We start from the raw sequence: 21,556 nt of genomic DNA, 5'->3' as shown, positions 1-21,556 counted from the left end.
AAAGCAGTGATACATCTGGTAAAGCAAGTATTTTATTATGTATGGAAGCATCAGCTGTGATACGAGAATAAATAATGGTGTGAACCTTTTGAACCATTGAAAAAATAGTGAATTATAGAAAAAGGGGGAATTTCAAATGAATAAATTTATCATGCCGCTTCTTGTTTTGTTGCTGCTCATGCTCAGCGCTTGCGGGGGCTCCAATGAACAAAGCAGCAGTGCGGAAGGGATAGGTGAAAATACATCATCATCTGAAGCTGCGAATGAAGAAATGAGGACGTATCAATCGGAAAACGGTCCCGTGGAAGTTCCTGAAAATCCAGAGCGGGTGGTTGTTCTTTCTACATTTGCCGGGAATGTTTTAGCTTTAGATGTGCCGGTAGTCGGGGTTGATTCGTGGTCAAAATCTAATCCTCAATACGATTTAGAAGGTGTAGAAGAAGTCACAGATGAAAGTCTTGAAAAAATCATTGAATTAAATCCAGATTTAATTATCGGGCTGTCGAATACTAAAAATATCGAGAAGCTAAAAGAAATTGCACCTACGGTAACCTTTACATATGGAAAACTGGATTATTTAGAGCAGCATAAAGAAATTGGCAAATTGTTAAACAAAGAAGAAGAAGCTAAAAATTGGATTGAAGACTTTCAACAGCGTGCGCAAGCGGCAGGAGATGAAATTAAAGCGGAAATCGGAGAAGATGCGACAGTAACGGTGATTGAGAATTTCGATAAAGAATTGTACGTGTTCGGTGACAATTGGGCACGCGGGACAGAAATTCTATATCAGGAAATGGGACTTAACATGCCTGACAAAGTGAAGGAAACAGCCTTAGATGACGGATACTATTCGATTTCGCCGGAGGTTCTTCCAGAATATGTGGGAGATTATCTTGTAGTAAGTAAAAATGAAGATACCGATACTTCCTTTATGCAGACACAAACGTATAAAAACATGCCAGCCGTTCAAAACGACCGCGTGTTTGAGGCAAATGCCAAGGAATTTTATTTCAACGATCCTATTACACTGGAACATCAGTTGGAGTTTTTTAAAAAATCGTTTCTGAACAAGTAGTATGTTAAGCACAGAGGCTGTTTATGATCGTTGGTCTATGGGCCATTTTCAAGAGCAGCCTCTTCTTTCTATTTTTAGAAAAAGAAGAGCTGATAAACAATGACTTCGATATCTTTCTGGTATAAATTGATTGGTTGTATATGTTTATGTATTGCAGTGTTTTTTGCTTCGATGGTGTTTGGAGCAGCGGATACGACGGTAGAAGAAGTATGGCTTGCTTTAACTTCTGATGTAGAGACAGATACTATCACGATGATCCGTGAAATCCGCCTGCCGCGAGAAGTTGCAGCAATGGTTGTAGGGGCAGGACTGTCGGTGGCCGGGGCTATTATGCAAGGTATTACGAGAAATCCGCTGGCAGATCCTGGACTTTTAGGTTTAACTGCTGGTGCCAACGCAGCACTTGCTTTAACAATTGCTTTTATTCCCTCAGCCAATTACTTTGTCATCATGGTTGCTTGTTTTATTGGAGCAGCACTTGGAACCATTTTAGTTGTTGGTGTAGGCGCATCAAAAAAAGGCGGGCTTTCTCCTGTTCGCATTGTGTTAGCAGGAGCAGCTATTTCGGCCTTTCTTTTTGCTGTTGCAGATGCGGTAAGCATTTATTTTAACATTTCGAAAGACGTTTCGATGTGGAGTGCTGGAGGCATGATTGGAACAACATGGGGGCAGCTGCAAGTGATTGTTCCGTTTATCATCAGCGGTATTATTGTCGCAATGTTTTTATCAAGGCAGCTGACGATTTTAAGTTTGGACGAAGACCTTGCGATTGGATTAGGACAAAAAATTACCCAGGTAAAATACCTTTTATTTGTTATTGTTATTATGCTGGCAGGTGCTTCTGTAGCATTAGTTGGAAATTTAGCGTTTGTTGGGTTAATGATACCTCATATTGTGCGGGCGGTCGTTGGGAGCGATTACCGGCACATTCTGCCGGTGTCTGCCCTAGTGGGAGCGACGTTCCTGCTTTTTGCCGATGCACTTGGACGAAATCTAAATGCTCCATTTGAAACACCGGTACCAGCGATTGTCGCCATGTTGGGACTTCCTTTCTTCTTATTTATAGTCCACAGAGGAGGGAAGACATTCTCATGATCCACCCAAGTGTAATCAAAAAGCAGCGCATATATCTTCTGAGCCTTTTTATTTTGCTTGTTGTAACAACTGTTGTAAGCATGAGCTTAGGATATTCATCAGTATCTATAAACCGACTTATTCCAGTTATGTTAGGGGAAGGGACATTTAAAGAAGAATTTATTTTGTTTTCTGTTCGTTTGCCTCGTATATTGATTACATTGCTGGCGGGAATGGCGCTTGCCGTATCAGGTGCTATTTTACAAAGTCTGACTCGCAATGACTTAGCCGATCCTGGAATCATCGGCATAAACGCAGGAGCAGGTGTAGCGGTTGCGGTGTTCTTTTTATATTTTCCCATTGAAGCGGGGTCGTTTGTTTACGTGCTTCCTGCTGTAGCTTTTATTGGAGCTCTTGTTACCGCATGCTGTATTTATGTATTTTCGTACAACAAATATACCGGACTGCAGCCGTTTCGTTTGATACTGACAGGGGTCGGCTTTTCCATGGCGATGTCTGGCACGATGATTTTTCTCATATCATCTGCGGACCGGGAAAAGGTAGATTTTATAGCCAAATGGCTGGCAGGAAGTATTTGGGGAACAGACTGGCCATTTGTTCTAGCACTCTTGCCGTGGCTTATTATTCTTATTCCCTTTACTTTATATAAAGCCAATCAGCTTAACATATTACAATTAGGGGACTATACAGCAATTGGAGTAGGAGTATCAATTGAAAAAGAGAGGATTGCTCTTTTATTGGCCGCAGTTGCGCTGGCAGCTGCAGCCGTATCAGTTACAGGAGGCATCGCATTTGTCGGCTTAATGGCACCGCATATTGCCAAAGCGCTTGTCGGACATAGAAGCCAGTTATTTTTGCCGCTGGCTGTACTCATTGGCGGCTGGATGTTATTGCTTAGTGATACAATTGGACGCAATGTGGCAGAGCCGGAGGGAATAGCAGCAGGCATTGTAACAGCATTAATAGGAGCTCCCTATTTTATCTATCTATTATTAAAAAGTGATTAAAAGAAAAAGGATGAATCAAGCGAGTTCGCTCGATTCATCCTTTTTATCGTGAAATGTACCGGGGTATGAACGGCCGTTTCTGATTTTGCGTTTTACAAACAAGCCGGCCAAACATAGTAACAACAGCAGGCACGCAGAAACAACAAACGTTGGAATGACACCAATGACAGTAGAAATCCAGCCGCCAAGTAAAGGCCCGGTAATGGTTGCGGAAGTAGCAGCACTATTTGTTACCCCAAACACTCTCCCTGTCAGATGAACCGGTGTATCGGATTGAATGGAAGCATGAAACGGAACAAATACAAAACTTGCGGAAAAGCCTGCTGTAAAACCTAGCAGAGGCATCCATATAATAGACAGGTTCATATCAAAAAACGTGAAAATGCCCATGCTGCCGAAGCTTAATGCCATTCCCATCATCCCGCCAAGCATGAGAAGAAATGTGTTGTAATTGGTTTTTGCTGACAGAATCGATCCGGCTAAAAACATCCCAACTCCGGATAAAGTTACTAAATAACCAAATAAATCAGGGGACGCTGCCGTAAGTTCACGGATTAAGATAATCAGTTGTGAATCAGCTAACTGAATAAGCAAAAGGCTCACTCCAAAAAAGAACAAGCCAGTTAATAGAAACGCATGATTTTTCATATAGGAAAGACCTAAAATAAAATCTGTTCGAAATGAGGACGGTTCTTTGTTTTCATGAAGCAAATATCCTTGTTTAGGTAAAAGCAGAATGATGAAAGCAGACAACATAAATGTCGCTCCGTCTAAATAAAACACGAGATCACTGCCAACAGCTGCAACTAATATTCCGCTAAGCAGCGGCCCGGCCACTTTCGTACCAGAATCAATCATTGCTGATATAGACATCGCACTTTTTATATGCTTATCTGGCACCATTTCTTTTAACTTGCCGTTTTTTGCGGGAATAAAAACGGCGGAAAACATCCCGATGATAAACAAACATATGTACACGATCCACAGCGTGTCAGCGAGTGTTAATACAAGAATAAATCCAGCACGAACAATATCGGATAGAATCATTAATGTTTTTCGGTCAAAACGGTCTGCTGCTGTACCTGCGACAGGTCCCATAAAGGCCATTGGAAGGGCAAGACATAAAAAAATCAAGGAAACTTCAAGTGGAGAAGCCTCCCACTTTAAACCTGCCATCGTAATAATAGCGACGATGCTCAGCCAGTCACCGATGCCTGAAATGGCCTGTGCAAGCATAAGCGTAATAAAGTTTTTGTTTTTTAATAATTCTTTCATCACTATGTTCCCACTCTCTAAAATGATGAGAAAGACATTTTTTTAATTAAAGAAGGCCGCTGCGCCCAATCTATATTTTATATTATCAAAGAGCTTAAGATAAGTATATAAACGATGTGACATTTCATAGAGGTAAAAGAATGGAAAAGAATTTCGGTGACGGCTTACAAACATAGGCTTTTTGCAGTATTGACAACCTGAGTGGACAGCCCTAACATGATAGCAAAGTTGCCAAATAATAGAAAGGAGGTGGAAAAGGTGAACGTGCGCACGGCAGTGCTTCTTCCTGTTCTCATGCTTTTTGCGTTGTTTGTGACAGAACCGGTTTTAGCAGAAAAAGGCGGGGGTGGTCCGGAACAAAAAGGAAAACCCGTGCAGCAAAAGCAAGTGCCGCCATCAGGGCAGCAGGCAAAGAATGATAACGTAAAAGGGCCTCCTGCTCACGCAAAGAACGAGCAGCCTGCGAGTGCGTCTGGGGACAAAAAAGGCAAACCGAAAGAGATGCCTGCTGAAAAGGCAGCCAATCCACCTCAACATGCAGGAAAAGAAAAGCATAGACAGAGTTCGCGCAAGCAGGAAAAACCGCCAAAAAAGCTGCCGGAAGAGGCAAATGAAAAAGCAAAAGAAGCTGTACATAAAACTAATAGAAACAGCAAGTCGCAGAAGCCGAAGAAATCCCAAGCGAGCAGAAACGTTTCCCGTCAAGAAGAGACAGCACAAAAAGACACGGAACAAGCAGCTAAGCGGGCAGACAAAAAATCGGAAGGTCAGCGTAAAAAGCCCCGTTCTGACCAGGGTGCTCCAGTAAAGAAACAGGAAAAGAACGATTCCAAAGTTTCGAAAGACACATCAGAAGAAGAGGAGAATACAAAAGAGGAATTTCCTGCACCTCTGCCCGTACAGCAGAAAGGAGAGCTTCCTTTTCTCAAAAACCAGCAGTCTGTGAAAATACCGGCAGGTGCAAGTCATGATAACAGTGGAAGTTATAAAACGAAGATGGAAGTACTGCTCGGAGAAGTAAAGCACTTACGTGTTTTATTAATGAATCCATTTGTAGAGCGGCACTGTATGTTCCGCAATCAATGGGTCAACGCACCACCCACACCACCGCCCCAAACGGCTCCTTCATTTTTACGTTTTGCATAAAGCTTGCCAATATATCGAAATGAAGGAGCGGGATATACATGAAAATCAGCTTATTTCACAGAAAAGCTGTTATTCAAACATTCATTCTAGCAGGTGCTGTGTCTATGGGATTTAGTGCTTACGTGAGTGATGCCGAAGAAAAAGGCGGCCAGCCAATCAAACATGACGTTCAAGCAGAAACCTCACATCCAGCTGCAGCAAACAAAGCAGCATCGAAAGCAAGCGCAAATGCCAGCGAACAAGCAAAAAGAAACGCAGCTGAACATGCAGCGGTGCATGCCAGTGATGCAGAAGAACAAACAGAAAACACTGATTCCCAAGAGATCGGCAGCACAACCGATGTGGCGGAAGATCCTGTAAGAAAGAAAGAGCAAATTAAAATCGGGGAAGTAAAAACAACGAAGAAAGAAAAAGTAAAGCAGATTATGGAAGAAACGGTAGTATTAAAAGCCGAACCAAAAGAAGTAGCCAGCGCACAAACTACGAATCAAGCAGAAGAAGAAATAGAGAACAAGGCGGCAACAGACATCAACAAAACGATATTAAAACTGGTGAATCCGTTTACGGTCAACAAGCTGGATGCTTTAGCCCGTGACAATGAAACGATGTATGCGGCTTTGCATGCAGCTGTTCTTTCACACCTGGAGGCAGCAGCTGATGCAGGTAATATAGAAGAACATACAGAACCGATGGCGTCAACATACGAGTAATCCGAACATGACGATAATAAAAAAGCTCTGTGGGATTAATATTCCATAGAGCTTTTTGTTGTGTCTTGCGAGGAAAAGGTAAATATGAGTATTTTCATGTTTTATTACAACGAAAGCCCCATTGTTTGACGAAGTATGTTTGTGTAAATATTAATTTTTTGAAAAGTTTAATTGCTAAATTATTTCTTCTTGTATACATTAGATGTAGTAAGTGCTTTAATGGATGTTGAGCGATATGCAGTTTGTGGCCAAGAGGCAAACTGTAAATGACTATGTAAACGAGTCCGGCAAAGAAGGGAGAGCGGAAAAGACTATGTTTCTTTCATACCTTTTCGTATTTCTGTTAGCAGCAGTTCCATTATTTGAGCTTGTCGCTGTCATACCATTGGCGATTTTTGGCGGATTGTCACCTGTCCCGACAGCTGTATTAGCTTTTTTAGGAAACTTAGTGACAGTAATATTAGTCATTGTTTTTGTTGATAAAGTGAAAAAGTGGATGCAGAAACGAAAAAATCGGAAACAAAGGGAAAGCAGTGAGCAGGGGGCTGCAACATTAGAAGACGATGACGTAAAATGGGAAGAATCAAAAAGACAGAAGAGAGCACGAAGCATCTTTGACAAGTATGGTTTGCCCGGCCTGGCAATTATTGGTCCATTTTTTGTTGGTTCACACATTTCAGCGTTTATGGGAATGAGTTTTGGATCTGAACGAAAAAGTGTAACGAGCTGGATGGTGATAAGCCTTGTATTTTGGACTTTAATCACAGCAGCTGCTGCAAGCTACGGCGTTTCCTATTTTATGCCGCACGTGGAAGAAGACGGAGTGCTGATTCGTCTGTTTCAATCATAACGAATCCGGTAAAAAATAGTATGAAAAATGAAACCAATTATTGTTTTATACGTTTATATAAAGTAAATCGCAAGTGAGTATTTTTTGTGTATGCATCTATGCTGTGCGAAAGCATGGAGCGGTGGGGAAGACAGCAGCAGGGAACCCAAAGCATATAATACGTGAGGTGGCAGCGAGTGAATATGATAGAAATGCGGAATGAACTATCGGTTCGGTGTAAAAACGGGGTTGCCTTTTTGCTTGCTGGCACCATCATTTGGGCAATGATTGCAGTGCTGTTTTTGCTGCCGATATCGATTGCTCAAAAAAATATTTTTACACTGTGTTTAACCGGCTTGATGTTTCCGCTAGCGGTGATCTTTTCCAAAATGGTCAAAGCGGATTGGAAAGTGGAGAATCACCCATTAGGGGTATTAGGTTTATATTTAAATGTCGCTCAGTTTATGTATTTTCCGATACTTTTGTGGGCCTTTGATCAAAACCCTGCTGCTATGGTTGTCTTGTTTGCTGTGATCACGGGAGCTCATTTTTTTCCGTACGGCTGGTTTTATAACGCAAGAGGGTACTATGTGATGGCGCCTGTCATATCCATTACAATGATGGCTGCGGGCTGGAGGGCAGAAGGTGCGGCTTTATTATGGGTGCCTGTCGGCATGGCCGCTTTTTTGCTGCTGTTAAGCGTATGGTTATACGTTGATTACAGACAGAAGCGTAAGGCTGAAAACGAGCTGGTAACTAGTGCATGACAACGTGATAAGAGGAGGTGGTCCGGTTGAAAAAAATTTGCTTATTCGTGGTGCTTTTTGTCATCGCTTTATTTCCGGCGCCTGTTTTGGCAGTAGATTTTTCAATTGATGAAACTGAAATTACCGCTTCTCTAACATCCAGTGGAGAGGTACATGTAAAAGAAACCCATACATACAGTTTTGATGGGGAATTCAATGGCATAACACGAACGATTATTCCAAAGGAAAACACATCGATTGCCAACATGCAAGCATCCGAAAACGGTGAGAGTCTAACAGTAAAACAGGAAGATAACGTCTACAGTATTCATCGAGGCGGTGCCGATGAAACGGTGTCGATTGATTTATTTTATACCATTAAAAATGGTGTAGAAGTGTATGACGATGTTGCGCAATTTTACTGGCCGTTTTTTGATAAAAGTAACGAATCCGTGTATCAAAACATGACGATAACCGTGCAGCCGCCAAAGCCTGCAGAAGCTAAAGCAGCCTATGGATATGACGAAGCGTACAATACCTTGCATCATAACGATGAGGAAGGTGTGACCTTTCAGCTGGGAGAGGTTTCAAGCGGAGAAAATGGTGATATTCGCGTCGCATATGATGCCGCGCTTTTCCCAGAGGCACCTGTGACGAGCGATGAAGCGATGTTAAAGACGATGTTGGCAGAAAAAGAGGAATTAGACGAAGCGGTCATCGCAAGAGCCGAAAAGCGTGAGCAGTGGAGTTCGCTTGCACCATTTGGTACAGGAGTATTAACCGCTCTAGCTCTTATTCTTATTTGGCACGGATGGAGAAAAAGACAGGAAACGCTTCGTGAGGCAGAGAGGCAAACACATGGCAGCGGTCACTTTCCAAATGATTCTATGAGCCTGCCGGCAATGCTCATGTTTATGAATCACGGTCACTTGTCAGCGAAATCGTTAACAGCGGCTTTTTTGGAGCTTCTCCGTAAAGGATATGTGGAAAAAGTGTCGGAAAAAGAATTTACGGTGGTGCAGCACAGTGGCGATTACGAGCATGAAACCCATTTAATCAGCTGGCTGTTTAGTAAGATTGGCGATGGAACAAACCTTCATGTAGAAGACATTACCGCGTACACGAAAAAGAAGAAAAACCAGCCAGCGTACCGAAAAGACTTTCAAGCGTGGCAGCGTGCGGTGAAAAAAGAATACACACAGTACGATTTGTACCAAAAGTCAACAAATCCCCGCTGGACAGCTGGAATAGCAGCTGCAGTGACATTGCCGCTGGTTGTGTTATATCTGTATTATGGTTTGATCCTTTGGACGCTGCCTTTCATTGCTTTGCTGCTATTTTTTCTTATCTTTGCCATTGGCTACTGTCCATTGACCGTGAAAGGACAGCAAATCAAGCATGTATTAGGGAGTTTGAAAATCGGAGATCAGTGGAAGAGCTGGGGCAAAGAAGAGCAAGTACCTGCACTGCTGTTTCAAATGGGGATGGGAAAGCGAGATCTTTTTACGAACCCGTCACTTTCGAATGCCAATGAAAATTGGGCTTTATTTTTAATACTTGGGGCGAATCTGCATATGAGCCTGGATCAAGCGGACCGCCATGCATCGGCCTCTGCTGCTGCGGGCACAGGAAGCAGCGGCGGTGGTGCTGGTGCAGGAGGCGGCGGAGGCGGTTCCGGCGCGTTTTAAGCACAATCCTTTTTGGGGTTGTGCTTTTTGTGCTGAGATGAGAAGCTTGAGAAATTGCTGCAGGAGGAAAATGAGATGCAAAAGCAATAAGAAGAAAGCCAGTAACGGTTTATGATTTATAAATGATTGTTTGAATAAGAAGCCCCGCGTATACGAGGTGCATGATACCTTCTTCTATACGCGGGGATTGTTACCATGGTCAGCGTGGTCAGCAGTTAACCTGCAAATGCGCGGACGATAAAATATAAAATGGAAGGGACTAACAAACATCCTAGACCTGTAAAAAAAGTAGCTGTCATAGCACCATATGGGACCAGCTTTGGATCTGTGGCGGCCAGCCCGCCGGCAACACCGCTCGTTGTGCCCATAAGTCCTCCATATACAAGGGCAGAACGGGGATTGTCGAGACCGATAAATTTAGCAACAAAAGGAGTACCAATCATCACTAGTATGGATTTTACAAGTCCTGCAGCGACACTTAAGGCAATGACTTCGGAACTGGCTCCAACAGCACCTCCGGCGACTGGACCGACAATATATGTTGCTGCTCCGCCCCCAATTGTAGTTAAGCTGGCTGCATCTGTGTAACCAAAAGAAAGAGCAACAAGAACACCGACAAAAAAGGAAACGAACACTCCCATGAATAAAGAGAGAACACCGGTAAAGCCGGCTTTTTTAATTTCTTCCAAGTTTGCTCCAAAGGCTGTAGCCACGATGGCAAGGTCACGAAGCATTGCTCCGCCCATAAGCCCGATTCCTGAAAACATCTGCAAATCAGCAAGCCCATTTTCGCCTCCAGTTTGAATGCCCCCAAAATACGCCAATGCAAGACCAATAATAATAGCAATCGCAGATCCATGCAGCCTGCCTTTTGTCAGCTTGTCTGAGAGGAAGTACGAAATATACATGGTGATTCCAATAACAGCAAATGCTGTAACGAGATTATTTTTTTCAAATAAAGCAAGCACAGTATCTTGCATTTAACAAACCTCCTTTATTAGTTAGCTTTATCAATTTCATTATTTTCAAAAAACTCTTCTGATTTGTCTTTTCCAATTTTAGATAAGACAGGAACAAGAGCAAAGCAAGCTAGAACAGACAGAACACCGGCAATAATGGCCATCGGGCCGCCCTCTAATGCTCCGGCTACATTTTGCTGGGCAGCCATCGCGACGACAATTGGGATGTACATTGAACTCCAAAACGTTAAGCCATCTTGAGATTTTTGGTTCAATTTGTCTTTTTTCTTTAATTGGTCAATAACTAACACAAGCATCAGCATCGCAATGCCGACGCCGCCGACATTGGCTTCGACATTTAGTATTTGGCCCAGCATATCACCCAAAAACACACCAATCAGCATACAAATAGCTAATAGTGCTACTCCATAAACAACCATATTATCCTCTCCTTTATTATTGAAATATTAATAAGTATAAACGGTAAAAAAGGATGGAACAGGGGGAGAACTGACACCTCCTTCATAAGAAAACGTTTGCAAAAATGAAGAGTTTAATATACTGTCGACTATATACTATGTGTATTATCATAGACAGATAAGAAATAAAATGCAACCACTATTTTAAATTTTCTAAATAATATTGAAATTATAAATATAGTGATATATAATAAAAATCGACAGTCGACAGGAGCGTGAAGCATATGGCTAGTTTAGATTTTTCCAATAACGCACTATCCAATAGAATAGCAGATCATATTTCACAGCAAATCATATCAGGGGAGTTAAAACCTGGTGAAAAGATTGTAGAAAATTTTTATGCGGAAGAATACGGAACAAGCAGGGCTCCCGTGCGCGAATCTATTTTTTTACTTAGTATTTATGGGCTGGTCGAGAGAATTCCTAGAAAAGGAGCAATTGTAAAGGGATATACCGAATCGGAGATTTATGATCTGCTGGAAATACGCATTAACTTAGAATCGCTGGCAATGAAACGCATTATTGAACGAGGTGTCAACGGCAATGAGCTAGATGAAATGAAAGCCATTCTTCATAAAATGAAAGACAAAAAAGACAGCGGGGAGTATACGAAGCTAAATCATTCGTTTCATATGTGCCTGCTTAGAATGAGTGATAGTGAAATTATTAACAGCACGTACAACCGTTTAGAATACCCGCTTTTAACTGTACAAAATTTATCGTTTTCATTGGAAGGAAATATTGATAAATCAATTCAAGAGCATGAGCGGTTGGTGGAATTGATGGAAGAGAACCGCTTGGAAGAAGCATCCCGCTTATTAAACACACACAATCAGGATGTTATCGAAAGCATTCGTAATCACGTTTTGAAAAAGAAGTAATGGAGAATAGAAAACATCTCCATTCCTTTTCAAACATAAATAGTCGACTATCGACTAAAATGAACGTAATTTCGTTAGGGAGGTGATGGATTTGTGAGTATTGCATTTTTGTGTCCGGGGCAGGGTTCGCAGCAGCCCGGCATGTTCGAGCAGCTTCCTGATCATCCGTACGTGCAAAAAACACTCCAAGAAGCAGAAGATATATTGCAAACAGATATCAGCTTGTTTGATACAAAAGCACAACTTCAATCGACTACAACTGTTCAGCTTGCCCTGTTCATTTGGAGCATGGCGGTGTATCGAGCATTTAAATCAGAAGGGTATACACCTGACATGGCTGCTGGTCATTCCGTAGGTGCTTTTGGTGCAGCTGTCATCACAGGGGCATTAGCTTTTCGTGACGCATTGCCGCTTGTCCAAAAACGGGGGGAGTGGATGGAAAAACAGCACCCGTCCGGGTATGGAATGGGTGTTGTGACAGGCCTTTCTTACCGTCAAATGACAACGCTGCTTGAAGAATATGAAAGAGATGAAACGATGTATTTAGCCAATGTTAATGCAGATGATCAATTCACCATATCAGGAGAGGTTTCGACCCTTGAGTCATTTCTTACAGCAGCTGCAGCTGAAGGCGCGCGCAAAGCAGAACGGCTGAATGTTGCAGTGCCGTCTCATTGCGTATTGATGAAAGAAGTAAGTGAAAAGATGGAAAGTGCGTTACAAACGGTTTCGTTTTCTTCACCCACCATTCCTTATGCGGGCAATACAAAACCAAGAGCATTGTTGAATACAGAAAAAATGAAAGATGATTTAGCAGAAAGCATATCGCATACGGTGCGGTGGAATGAGGTAATGCACCTTTATTATGAAAGAGGAGCACGTTTGTTTATTGAACTTTCCCCGCAGGCGGTTCTTTCTGATTTAATCAATAAACAGAGTTCAGAGATACGGGGGATTTCAGTTAGTCACGGTTATGAAGACTGTTGTCTCCTGATGGAGAGATACAGTCTCAAATAGATAAATTCATTGAAAGGGGCGTGTGGCGGCATGAATCCGACACAAGTGCAAAAGAATACGAAACGGTCTTGGACGACGAGAAGAGACGCAAAACGGGCGAGAAAAGAAGAACTGTCACGGATGACAACAGGAAAAGTCATTCCGGCAGAACATATGGTAGAAGCACTAGAGACGTTAATAAAACCAGGCGATAGAGTAGTTTTAGAAGGAGACAATCAGAAGCAGGCGTCTTTTTTATCTGAAGCTCTTTCGAAAGTGAATCCAGAGAAAGTTAAGCGCTTACACATGATTATGTCCAGTATTTCACGGCCAGAGCACTTGGATGTTTTTGAAAGAAACATAGCTGAACGCATTGATTTTGCGTTTTCCGGTCCGCAAAGCTTGCGTGTAGCGCAAATGATTGAAGATGAAAACATTACGGTTGGCGGCATCCATACGTATATCGAACTCTATGGAAGATTATTTATTGATCTGATTCCTAACGTAGCACTTGTCGCTGCTGATCAAGCTGATAGCCGCGGGAATCTTTACACTGGAGCCAACACCGAAGAAACACCGACACTTGTTGAAGCGGCTGGTTTTCGAGATGGGATTGTCATTGCTCAAGTGAATGAAATCACCGAAGAACTGCCGCGTGTTGATATTCCAGGATCGTGGGTGGATTATATTGTCGAAGTGGATAAGCCGTATCAATTGGAACCATTATTTACAAGAGATCCCCGCCATATTTCCGAAATTCAAATTTTAATGGCCATGATGGCGATTAGGGGCGTGTATGAAAAGCATCACGTTCAGTCATTAAACCACGGGGTCGGCTTTAATACAGCTGCTATTGAACTGCTGCTGCCAACCTTTGGAGAAGAACTCGGACTAAAAGGAAAGATATGTAAGCATTGGGCACTTAATCCGCATCCAACGCTTATTCCGGCGATAGAAAGCGGCTGGATTGAAAGCATTCATTGTTTCGGCGGAGAAGTTGGAATGGAAAAGTATATCGAAGCAAGGCCTGATGCATTTTTTACAGGTCCTGATGGTACACTTCGCTCCAACCGGACGTTATCGCAGCTTGCTGGTCAATACGCGGTTGACATGTTTGTTGGTTCGACACTGCAAATGGACCGAGACGGCAATTCTTCCACGGTCACGTCCGGGCGGTTAGCTGGATTTGGAGGAGCGCCGAATATGGGACATGATCCAGGTGGCAGGCGACATGCAACTCCAGCGTGGTCTAACATGATTACATCTGACGATCCCCTGGCGAGAGGGCGCAAGTTGGTCGTGCAAATGGTAGAAACATTTCAATCCGGCAACGAGCCAGTATTTGTAGAATCTCTCAATGCAGTACAAGTCGGAAAAGACGCCAAACTGGATACCGCGCCGGTGATGATTTATGGATCTGATGTGACGCACTTAGTTACAGAAGAAGGGGTGGCGTACCTTTATAAAACCGATAGTTTAGAAGAAAGACGTGCAGCTATTGCCTCCATTGCAGGTGTTACTCCCATTGGATTAGAGAGAAGTGCCAAACAGGCGGAGCAATTGCGGCGAGATGGAATTATCGCTTACCCAGAAGATATAAACATTAAACGAACGGATGCCAAACGCTCTTTGCTGGCAGCAAAAAACGTAGAAGAATTAGTACAGTGGTCGGATGGATTATATGAACCTCCGGCAAAATTCAGAAGCTGGTAAGGGGGGAGTCTATTGAAATGGGAGAACAGAAGAAGCTGCGGCGAAGAACTAGCAGAAGCTGCAGTGAATGCATTGATTGAAGAAGCGGCTTTAACACCAAAACCGGGACTTGTCGATAAAAACAACAGCGGAGCGCATACTGATTTAGATTTTGACCTGATGGTAACATCGGCTGTCTCTTTAAAAGATACGTTTAAAAGCATAGCTCAATTCGCTTTTCAACACCCGATTAACCAGTCTTTAAGAGAAGAAATTGCAGCAATCGGAAGAGTGGGAGAAGAAAACATGCTGGCCGCTACTGGAGGAGTAAATACGCATAAAGGGGCCATTTGGGCACTTGGTTTACTGACTGCTGCTGCCGCCTCATTAAACAGCAATAAGATGAGCGCGGAAAGCATTACACGTGCTGCTGGCACACTTGCTCAATTAAGAGACCGAAAAGCAGCTTATCAAGAAACAAATGGCACCAGGGTGAAAAGGCGTTATGGAACGAGGGGGGCAAAAGAAGAAGCGCAGCTTGGGTTTCCGCACGTCACCCAATTTGCTTTACCTGTTTTATATAAAAAACGGCAAAAGCACATACAGGAGGAAGAAGCAAGACTGGATGCGCTTCTTGCGGTGATGTCTTCTTTAGATGATAGTTGCCTCCTTCACCGCGGAGGGATGGAAGCACTGCAAATAACAAAGCAGCAATCACGTGCGATTTTAAAAGCTGGGGGAGTGTCAGCGGCAGAAGGGTACGTGCAGCTTCAAGAGTTAGATGAAGCGTTAATCAAAAGGAATGCTTCCCCTGGAGGAAGTGCAGATATGCTGGCAGCTGCCTTGCTTATTGATAAGCTTTTACACTTATCATCTCAACGATCACAGTTGATGGCAGAAAAAATTACCACATAAGGGAGGAGAGGGAATATGGAAGCGCTGCAGTTTGAATTTCAAACGAATGAACCCATTCCAAACAGAGCACATGTTGGTGTCGTTGGATCAGGGGATTTAGAGATTATGATGGAACCAGTGGAAGAACCGCACACAAGTGTAGAAGTACGGACGAGTATACAAGGATATGAAAAAATGTGGAGATTGGTGCTCGAGCGATTTATCGAGGAAAACAACATATCTGCAAAAGTGAAAATTAATGATTTCGGAGCAACACCAGGGGTTGTTCGGCTTCGCTTGGAACAAGCATTGGAGGTGAGTAAAAGCAATGTTGCACTTTAAAGAGAGTCTTGTAGAATTAAGTGCTCGTGAACGTATTCGTGCGCTAATGGATAAAGGAAGTTTTCGGGAGCTTTTAGGTCCGTTTGATGGAGTGGAATCACCGCACTTGGCAAAGCAAGGGATTGTGCCGCAAAGTGACGATGGAGTCGTTGTCGGCAAAGGTGCAATAGATGGAACCCCCAGCGTCGTCATTGCGATGGAAGGGGATTTTCAAGGAGGAGGCATTGGAGAAGTAGCAGGTTCAAAAATTGCCTCTGCGCTTGAATTGGCTTTAAACGATAATAAAAGCGGGGAGCCGACAAAAGCAGTGATTGTGTTTGACACAGGTGGTGTCCGCCTCCAAGAAGCGAACTATGGATTGCTGACGATTGCTGAAATCCACGCTGCGATTGTGGCACTGCGTGAATACAGTCCGGTCATTGGTGTGATTCCTGGTAAAATCGGCGCCTTTGGGGGCATGGCGATTAGTGCCGGGCTGTGCAGCGCGTTAGTTATGACAAAAGAAGGCAGGCTGTGCTTGAACGGTCCGGAAGTGATTGAGCAAGAAGCCGGTATAAGAGAGTTTGATTCCAAAGACCGTACGCTCGTTTGGCGTACAATGGGAGGACGTCAGCGTGTGTCTACCGGCTATGCCGATATTGAAACCGAAGATGATACGTGGACAATCAGAAATCATATCAGCGAATTATTTGCAAAAGAACACCATCCACGCAGTGCCAATATTGATGAGTTTCACTCCATTATCCGTGCAATAGATACGTCTTCTGAGGTTGCACCAGAAGATTTTCGAGACATTGCAGAAAAAAAAGAAAATAAATTATCGAACCATAAAAAGAAGCCAGAACTAGAAAACAGCAGAGGGAAAATCTGGTTTGAAGCATTAACAGGTCAAACAGCAGAAGACAATAGGGATGCAGCTTCTGTCTTATGTGCAGAAGGGAAAATAAACAATGAAACAGCGAGTTTTTTGGCGGTTGTTCCAAACAAACAGGCGCGATTCCCACGAGCGCGAAATGGCGAGGTTGGATTAGAAGAAGGCTGGATGCTTGCCGAACACGTACGAAAGATTATGGAAGAAGATCGAAACCGGGAAAAAAGACCAATTGTTGCGATTGTCGATGTGCCAAGTCAAGCATATGGATACAAAGAAGAATTGGCAGGGATTTATCTTTCTTGTGCAGCGGCGGCGGATGCTTATGCCTCAGCGAGAATGGCAGGTCATCCTGTGATTGCGCTCATCGTTGGCCAAGCAATCTCTGGTGCATTTTTGTCGCACGGTCTTCAAGCAAACCGCATTCTGGCGCTTGACGATGAGAACGTGCAAGTGCAAGTGATGTCAAAGCAATCGGCTGCTAGAATTACGTTGCGAACGATTGCGCAGGTCGAAGAAGCAGCAAAACAAGTGCCGGCTACAGCGTATGATGTGCACTCCTTTGCAACTCTCGGTGCACTAGATGAACTGATTAAAAACGTACATCCTGACAAACCAGCAGATGCTGACGTGGAGCAAGTTGAGAGAACGCTGGCAAAAACAGTGAACGATATTCGCGAAAGGAAATCAGGGTTAGAACATCGTTTACAAACGCCTGCTGCGGTGGAGGGTGGAAGAAAAGCGTCGATAGAAGTACGGCGGTTAATGGAGGAACAATGGAAATAAGACCGCATGATTTATTAGCGTTTGAGCATATGAATGATTTGCTCTTTGGGGAAACTCCACCAGGCTGGGTGAAAGGCTCTGTGGCTAAAACACCTTATGTTGTTGTAAGACGTGCGCCCATCACGAATAATTGTGTTCCTGTTGGAATGAGAGGCACAGAACGCAGCCATCGCTTAAAAGCCTTGCTTCCGCTTGATAAAATAAAAGCTCGCTATTCACCGGAATATATTACAAAGCACCGCTTATGGCATGAAGTTGATAAGAAGCGGTTGGAACTGCCTGTTTTGAAAGGTCTTGATGCTATGGACCGCATCTTTTCGGGGGAAGGTTTATCATGGGGAGTGACAGGCAGTGCCGGTTTTGAACTGGTAACCGGAATTCATACTGTATCAATATCGAGTGATTTAGACGTGATTGTCCGTACGAATCATATGATGCTTGAGACGGCAATGTATCTATATGAAGAATTTCAACGGCTTCCATTCCGCGTCGATGTTCACATGGAAGGGCAGGCCGGGGCTTTTGCTTTAAATGAGTACGTCCAAAACACTGGAAAAATACTGCTTCGAACAAAACAGGGACCACAACTGGTGTTTGACCCGTGGAAGCAGGAGGAAAAAGCTGTTCTTTGAAGGAAGGGACCTGTCTGAGAAGGCAGGTCCTGTTTGTTGTTACACATGCAGGTGCATATAATGGTGTTATGCATGCTGAATATGAATAAAGCTCTTTGTTTTCATGCATGACGTGTTGAAAGAAAGGGGGGAGAGGACGGCTGTGCAGACGAAGCGGAGACGTATCTTTATGTTTTTGCTGGCTGGGAGTGCATGTGCCGCAGGGTTTCTGGCATATGGAATACATTGGGCGTTTTTTGATATGGAGAGACTGCCAGCCGGAGAACATCTCACAGAAGCAACGTCACCAGACGGCACGTACACATTAAAAGCGTATGCATCACACGGCAATGCTACTGTTTCGAATGCTGTACGCGGAGAATTAGTGTTCCATGAAGAAAAGGATAAAACGAAAAACATTTACTGGAATTACCGAGAAGAATCTGCAGACATTCGGTGGATGGATGATGATACAGTGGAAATAAATGGCCGTACGCTGGACGTTCCGCATGACACCTATGATTTTCGAAAGGAATGAACGTAAGGCAGTGTTAGTACAGGAGATACATTGAGGTGTTGACTTGAAGAAAAAAATGAAAAGAAGGCTGCTGTATGTTTTCGGTGCTTCTCTATTGGCTTATCTGTTTTTTTATTTTCAAAACAATGCCCTCGTAACAACAGAATACACGATTCGCTCTGAAGACGTGCCGAATTCTTTTGACGGATATACCATTGTTCACTTATCAGATCTTCACGGAAAATATTTTGGGGACAATCAAAGTATCTTAGTGGAAAAAACTGCGGATATGAATCCGGATATGATTGTATTTACCGGGGATATAGTGGATGAGGACAGATATGACGAGCAAGCGGGCCAAATATTGATGGAAAAGCTGACGGAAATGGCGCCCGTCTATTACGTAACAGGCAACCATGAATGGAAGTCTGGGAGATTTGGTTCGCTGGAGAAGAAGCTGCAAGGCGTCAATGTCACAGTATTGAGAAACAAAACAGAAGAAATCGTTGTGCAGGGAGAGTCGATTCGTATAACAGGAATTGATGACCCAACGCAGGCAAATGGCTTTTCTCAAGAAGAGGAAACGGCCGAATTATTTATAAAAGAAGCGCTGGCGGATGTTTCTCATGATGATGGCTTTCATATGCTGCTGTCTCACCGGCCGGAGTTAGCATCATTGTATGCGCGATATGACATGGATGCCGTGTTTTCTGGCCATGCCCATGGCGGACAATTTCGCATTCCTTTTGTGGGAGGGGTTATAGCGCCAAATCAAGGGTTGTTTCCAGAATATGACGGCGGAGCGTATGCGATAGAAAATACAACCATGATGGTCCATCGCGGCTTAGGTAATAGCGTCATTCCTGTTCGAATCTTCAACCGGCCGGAAATTGTCGTTGTAACGCTGAACAAAGAGTAATACATAATGCACCACTTATGACAAAAACAGCGCCGTTTATCGAAAACACAGAGGAACATGGCAGAAACAGTGATGGGAAAAACGATGAATGACAGATGGCTATATGCAAATCCGGCATAAAGGGTTCTTGCAGGGTAGGAATGGAAAGGAGAGAAGTGCCAGTAGATGAACAGTCCGTTACAAAAATCGTCCAGCGACCGGTCTTTATGGGGAGTGTGCGGGGGGATTGCTGAATACTTCGGTGTATCGTCTCTTATGACAAGAATCCTTTTTATTGTGATTCCCGCATCGCTTTTCGTTTATATTGTTTTAGCTAACCTAATGCCAGACCGCAGTCGTCTGCTATAAATGCTGAGTACGCCCAGCTGCTCTTATTATATTCGCGACACGCATTGTGCTGGCTAAATATGCTGGGCGTCAGGAACCACAGCGATTAAAGACATTCCTGTGCGAACGCTTCTCTTACTTTTTATGCTTGTCCTCCAGAAGCGTTTTTATTTCTTGTAAGAGGCGGATTTGTTCGTCCTGCTTTTTAGTAATACTATTTTTCATAACCTCTAAGTTTCTTACGAGAAGAAATAAAACGAAGAGGATAACGACGATGAGAATGAATTCCATAGACAGCTCCTTTTTTTGGGGATACATACCTTCTTTGTCACCATTTTACGCCAACTTCGGCCGTTTTCCAAACAGCAGGATAATTAGAAGAATTGGTGAACTGGTAGGAGAGAAGTATTGCCAATGCATAGAAAGGAGACTATATATGAAGTTCATTGATTTAAGCGTACCGCTGAGTCCGAGTGTTAAGGAGCCGCTTCCCCCGTCCATTGTGTATCATTCTCATGAAGAAGGAGCAGAGCAGGGTGCGAAGCTGCTTGGGATTGAAAAAGAAGCTTTTCGCAACGGCAAAGCGTGGGCTACAGAAACTGTCACGGCAAATACGCATGCCGGCACGCACATTGACGCACCATGGCATTACGGAGAACAATCCGCAGGCAGACGAGCGCGAACGATTGAGGAAATGCCGCTTGACTGGTTCTTTCGTGATGCCGTTTTATTTGATTTTAGTGGAGCTGCACCAGGCTATGAAATTTCTTCTGAGGATTTTAAAGCGCAGCTAAAAGACATGAATTATACTTTAAAACCTTATGACATCGTGCTCGTTCGAAGTGATGCTGATAAGAAACTCTATGACGAGCAATATGCGTTTTTGCATGCCGGTGTGTCGGCGGAAGCAACACGCTGGCTGCTGGACCAAGGTATCAAAGTCGTTGGAACTGACGGCTGGGGGTGGGATATTCCGTTTCATATTCAAGCCAAACAGCATCAAAAAGCACCGGAGAAAAGTGTGATGTGGGAAGCGCATTATGTGGGGATAGAAAAAGAATACTGCCAAATAGAAAAGCTCGCTAATCTCGATAAAATTCCAGTCCGACACGGTTTCACAGTAGCGTGTTTTCCAGTGAATATTGAAAAAGCAAGCGGTGCCTGGACGCGTCCCGTTGCTTGTATTGAAGAGTAACAGAACAGATTGTTTTCAATGACAACGAAACTGTTTTTCTTCACGTATTTGAATCAATTTCATAATTCAGATCTATCACATTATAAACGAACATTATATGAAATCCCCTCGTTATCATTCGATTTTCGCTTCAGGCGGACGCTTTCCGCGGGCTTGGCTTCAGCCTCCTTGGCAGCAAGCTGCCTGTGGGGTCTTCAGCTCAAGCTTATCCCGCAGGAGTCGCCGCCTTACGCTACAATCGAAATAATGTTCGCTTTTGATAATCATAAAAGCACTTATGAAATTGATTCATTTAGCCGACATGAGAAATAATTAATTTTTATATTGATAGAAAAGGACGATATGCTGGTGCGAATCAACTAGTGATGCTGCTAATATGTTGAGAAAACCGTCACACGTGCAGCGGGGCTGTCATCTGTACCTGAAAGCTTGGCTGTCGCCAAGCTTTCTTTAGACTGTAGAAACGCGGCGGTTTCCCATAGAGGTTGAGCAGCAAGCTGAGATTTTCTCATCGAA

22 protein-coding genes are annotated in these 21,556 nt (G+C 43.5%); 19 read left to right on the top strand and 3 right to left on the bottom strand.

Features of this window, described 5'->3' with window-relative positions; all coding sequences use genetic code 11:
* Positions 1–136: 136 nt before the first annotated feature.
* From BLT18_RS08755 to BLT18_RS08745, 3 genes are all read left to right on the top strand, one after another.
* Positions 137–1,075, top strand: coding sequence for an iron-hydroxamate ABC transporter substrate-binding protein (locus BLT18_RS08755; protein WP_091273105.1), 939 nt, complete (start codon positions 137–139; stop codon positions 1,073–1,075).
* A gap of 99 nt (positions 1,076–1,174) precedes the next feature.
* A complete protein-coding gene (locus BLT18_RS08750; protein WP_091273103.1) occupies positions 1,175–2,170 on the top strand; it encodes a FecCD family ABC transporter permease in 996 nt (331 codons plus the stop codon).
* Positions 2,167–3,177, top strand: coding sequence for a FecCD family ABC transporter permease (locus BLT18_RS08745; RefSeq protein WP_091273101.1), 1,011 nt, complete (start codon positions 2,167–2,169; stop codon positions 3,175–3,177). The genes BLT18_RS08750 and BLT18_RS08745 overlap by 4 nt, the downstream gene beginning before the upstream one ends.
* Positions 3,178–3,192: 15 nt before the next feature.
* Here the strand turns inward: BLT18_RS08745 and BLT18_RS08740 are convergent, their stop codons facing one another.
* Positions 3,193–4,452, bottom strand: a complete 1,260-nt coding sequence (locus tag BLT18_RS08740; RefSeq protein WP_091273099.1) for an MFS transporter — start codon at positions 4,450–4,452, stop codon at positions 3,193–3,195.
* Positions 4,453–4,710: 258 nt separating this feature from the next.
* Between BLT18_RS08740 and BLT18_RS08735 the strand changes: the two genes are divergently transcribed.
* The 5 genes from BLT18_RS08735 to BLT18_RS08715 all read left to right on the top strand — a co-directional run bounded on the left by BLT18_RS08735 (position 4,711) and on the right by BLT18_RS08715 (position 9,571).
* Entirely contained in the window at positions 4,711–5,598 is an 888-nt protein-coding gene (locus BLT18_RS08735; RefSeq protein WP_091273098.1) for a hypothetical protein, read from the top strand.
* A 38-nt stretch (positions 5,599–5,636) separates the two neighbouring features.
* On the top strand, positions 5,637–6,308 hold the full coding sequence (locus tag BLT18_RS08730) for a hypothetical protein (RefSeq protein WP_091273096.1): 672 nt from the start codon (positions 5,637–5,639) through the stop codon (positions 6,306–6,308).
* 235 nt (positions 6,309–6,543) lie between these two features.
* Positions 6,544–7,158, top strand: a complete 615-nt coding sequence (locus tag BLT18_RS08725; RefSeq protein ID WP_245705222.1) for a small multi-drug export protein — start codon at positions 6,544–6,546, stop codon at positions 7,156–7,158.
* 182 nt (positions 7,159–7,340) lie between these two features.
* Positions 7,341–7,904, top strand: coding sequence for a DUF7010 family protein (locus BLT18_RS08720; protein ID WP_245705229.1), 564 nt, complete (start codon positions 7,341–7,343; stop codon positions 7,902–7,904).
* A 26-nt stretch (positions 7,905–7,930) separates the two neighbouring features.
* The gene (locus BLT18_RS08715; protein ID WP_175487438.1) at positions 7,931–9,571 is read left to right on the top strand and encodes a DUF2207 domain-containing protein; all 1,641 of its coding nucleotides are present in this window, start codon (positions 7,931–7,933) and stop codon (positions 9,569–9,571) included.
* A 215-nt stretch (positions 9,572–9,786) separates the two neighbouring features.
* Here BLT18_RS08715 and madM read toward each other — a convergent pair whose 3' ends face one another.
* Positions 9,787–10,551 (bottom strand): malonate transporter subunit MadM, encoded by a 765-nt coding sequence (gene madM / locus BLT18_RS08710; protein WP_091273090.1) that lies wholly within the window; start codon positions 10,549–10,551, stop codon positions 9,787–9,789.
* Positions 10,552–10,568: 17 nt separating this feature from the next.
* Positions 10,569–10,970, bottom strand: coding sequence for a malonate transporter subunit MadL (gene madL, locus BLT18_RS08705; RefSeq protein WP_091273088.1), 402 nt, complete (start codon positions 10,968–10,970; stop codon positions 10,569–10,571).
* Between the two features lie 263 nt (positions 10,971–11,233).
* Between madL and BLT18_RS08700 the strand changes: the two genes are divergently transcribed.
* The 11 genes from BLT18_RS08700 to BLT18_RS08650 all read left to right on the top strand — a co-directional run bounded on the left by BLT18_RS08700 (position 11,234) and on the right by BLT18_RS08650 (position 21,040).
* A complete protein-coding gene (locus BLT18_RS08700) occupies positions 11,234–11,890 on the top strand; it encodes a GntR family transcriptional regulator (protein WP_091273086.1) in 657 nt (218 codons plus the stop codon).
* A 93-nt stretch (positions 11,891–11,983) separates the two neighbouring features.
* Positions 11,984–12,907: an ACP S-malonyltransferase gene (locus BLT18_RS08695; protein ID WP_091273084.1), complete on the top strand. Its 924-nt coding sequence runs from the start codon at positions 11,984–11,986 to the stop codon at positions 12,905–12,907.
* Between the two features lie 30 nt (positions 12,908–12,937).
* On the top strand, positions 12,938–14,599 hold the full coding sequence (mdcA, locus tag BLT18_RS08690) for a malonate decarboxylase subunit alpha (RefSeq protein ID WP_091273083.1): 1,662 nt from the start codon (positions 12,938–12,940) through the stop codon (positions 14,597–14,599).
* Positions 14,600–14,611: 12 nt separating this feature from the next.
* A complete protein-coding gene (locus tag BLT18_RS08685; RefSeq protein WP_091273081.1) occupies positions 14,612–15,493 on the top strand; it encodes a triphosphoribosyl-dephospho-CoA synthase in 882 nt (293 codons plus the stop codon).
* Between the two features lie 15 nt (positions 15,494–15,508).
* The gene (locus BLT18_RS08680; RefSeq protein ID WP_091273079.1) at positions 15,509–15,814 is read left to right on the top strand and encodes a malonate decarboxylase subunit delta; all 306 of its coding nucleotides are present in this window, start codon (positions 15,509–15,511) and stop codon (positions 15,812–15,814) included.
* A complete protein-coding gene (gene mdcD / locus BLT18_RS08675; protein WP_091273077.1) occupies positions 15,801–17,471 on the top strand; it encodes a biotin-independent malonate decarboxylase subunit beta in 1,671 nt (556 codons plus the stop codon). Before BLT18_RS08680 ends, mdcD begins: the two co-directional genes overlap by 14 nt.
* A complete protein-coding gene (locus BLT18_RS08670; RefSeq protein ID WP_091273075.1) occupies positions 17,462–18,103 on the top strand; it encodes a malonate decarboxylase holo-ACP synthase in 642 nt (213 codons plus the stop codon). The genes mdcD and BLT18_RS08670 overlap by 10 nt, the downstream gene beginning before the upstream one ends.
* A gap of 169 nt (positions 18,104–18,272) precedes the next feature.
* Positions 18,273–18,620, top strand: coding sequence for a DUF5412 domain-containing protein (locus tag BLT18_RS08665; RefSeq protein ID WP_091273073.1), 348 nt, complete (start codon positions 18,273–18,275; stop codon positions 18,618–18,620).
* A 43-nt stretch (positions 18,621–18,663) separates the two neighbouring features.
* On the top strand, positions 18,664–19,518 hold the full coding sequence (locus BLT18_RS08660; protein WP_322787563.1) for a metallophosphoesterase: 855 nt from the start codon (positions 18,664–18,666) through the stop codon (positions 19,516–19,518).
* Between the two features lie 165 nt (positions 19,519–19,683).
* Positions 19,684–19,866, top strand: coding sequence for a PspC domain-containing protein (locus tag BLT18_RS08655; RefSeq protein ID WP_091273069.1), 183 nt, complete (start codon positions 19,684–19,686; stop codon positions 19,864–19,866).
* A gap of 415 nt (positions 19,867–20,281) precedes the next feature.
* Positions 20,282–21,040, top strand: a complete 759-nt coding sequence (locus BLT18_RS08650; protein ID WP_091273067.1) for a cyclase family protein — start codon at positions 20,282–20,284, stop codon at positions 21,038–21,040.
* Positions 21,041–21,556 lie beyond the last annotated feature (516 nt).

The sequence above is a fragment of the Alteribacillus persepolensis genome (assembly GCF_900099605.1).
Classification (GTDB): domain Bacteria; phylum Bacillota; class Bacilli; order Bacillales; family Marinococcaceae; genus Alteribacillus; species Alteribacillus persepolensis.
The sequence above is the reverse complement of the archived record's forward strand: the minus strand, read 5'-3'. Positions and strand labels throughout refer to the sequence as shown.

Excerpts from the sequence above, each read along its gene's own strand:
- BLT18_RS08755 (WP_091273105.1), top strand. The coding sequence starts at position 137 with ATGAATAAATTTATCATGCCGCTTCTTGTTTTGTTGCTGCTCATGCTC.
- BLT18_RS08750 (WP_091273103.1), top strand. The coding sequence starts at position 1,175 with ATGACTTCGATATCTTTCTGGTATAAATTGATTGGTTGTATATGTTTA.
- BLT18_RS08745 (WP_091273101.1), top strand. The coding sequence starts at position 2,167 with ATGATCCACCCAAGTGTAATCAAAAAGCAGCGCATATATCTTCTGAGC.
- BLT18_RS08740 (WP_091273099.1), bottom strand. The coding sequence starts at position 4,452 with ATGAAAGAATTATTAAAAAACAAAAACTTTATTACGCTTATGCTTGCA.
- BLT18_RS08730 (WP_091273096.1), top strand. The coding sequence starts at position 5,637 with ATGAAAATCAGCTTATTTCACAGAAAAGCTGTTATTCAAACATTCATT.
- BLT18_RS08725 (WP_245705222.1), top strand. The coding sequence starts at position 6,544 with ATGCAGTTTGTGGCCAAGAGGCAAACTGTAAATGACTATGTAAACGAG.
- BLT18_RS08720 (WP_245705229.1), top strand. The coding sequence starts at position 7,341 with ATGATAGAAATGCGGAATGAACTATCGGTTCGGTGTAAAAACGGGGTT.
- madM (WP_091273090.1), bottom strand. The coding sequence starts at position 10,551 with ATGCAAGATACTGTGCTTGCTTTATTTGAAAAAAATAATCTCGTTACA.
- madL (WP_091273088.1), bottom strand. The coding sequence starts at position 10,970 with ATGGTTGTTTATGGAGTAGCACTATTAGCTATTTGTATGCTGATTGGT.
- BLT18_RS08700 (WP_091273086.1), top strand. The coding sequence starts at position 11,234 with ATGGCTAGTTTAGATTTTTCCAATAACGCACTATCCAATAGAATAGCA.
- mdcA (WP_091273083.1), top strand. The coding sequence starts at position 12,938 with ATGAATCCGACACAAGTGCAAAAGAATACGAAACGGTCTTGGACGACG.
- BLT18_RS08680 (WP_091273079.1), top strand. The coding sequence starts at position 15,509 with ATGGAAGCGCTGCAGTTTGAATTTCAAACGAATGAACCCATTCCAAAC.
- mdcD (WP_091273077.1), top strand. The coding sequence starts at position 15,801 with ATGTTGCACTTTAAAGAGAGTCTTGTAGAATTAAGTGCTCGTGAACGT.
- BLT18_RS08670 (WP_091273075.1), top strand. The coding sequence starts at position 17,462 with ATGGAAATAAGACCGCATGATTTATTAGCGTTTGAGCATATGAATGAT.
- BLT18_RS08665 (WP_091273073.1), top strand. The coding sequence starts at position 18,273 with ATGTTTTTGCTGGCTGGGAGTGCATGTGCCGCAGGGTTTCTGGCATAT.
- BLT18_RS08655 (WP_091273069.1), top strand. The coding sequence starts at position 19,684 with ATGAACAGTCCGTTACAAAAATCGTCCAGCGACCGGTCTTTATGGGGA.
- BLT18_RS08650 (WP_091273067.1), top strand. The coding sequence starts at position 20,282 with ATGAAGTTCATTGATTTAAGCGTACCGCTGAGTCCGAGTGTTAAGGAG.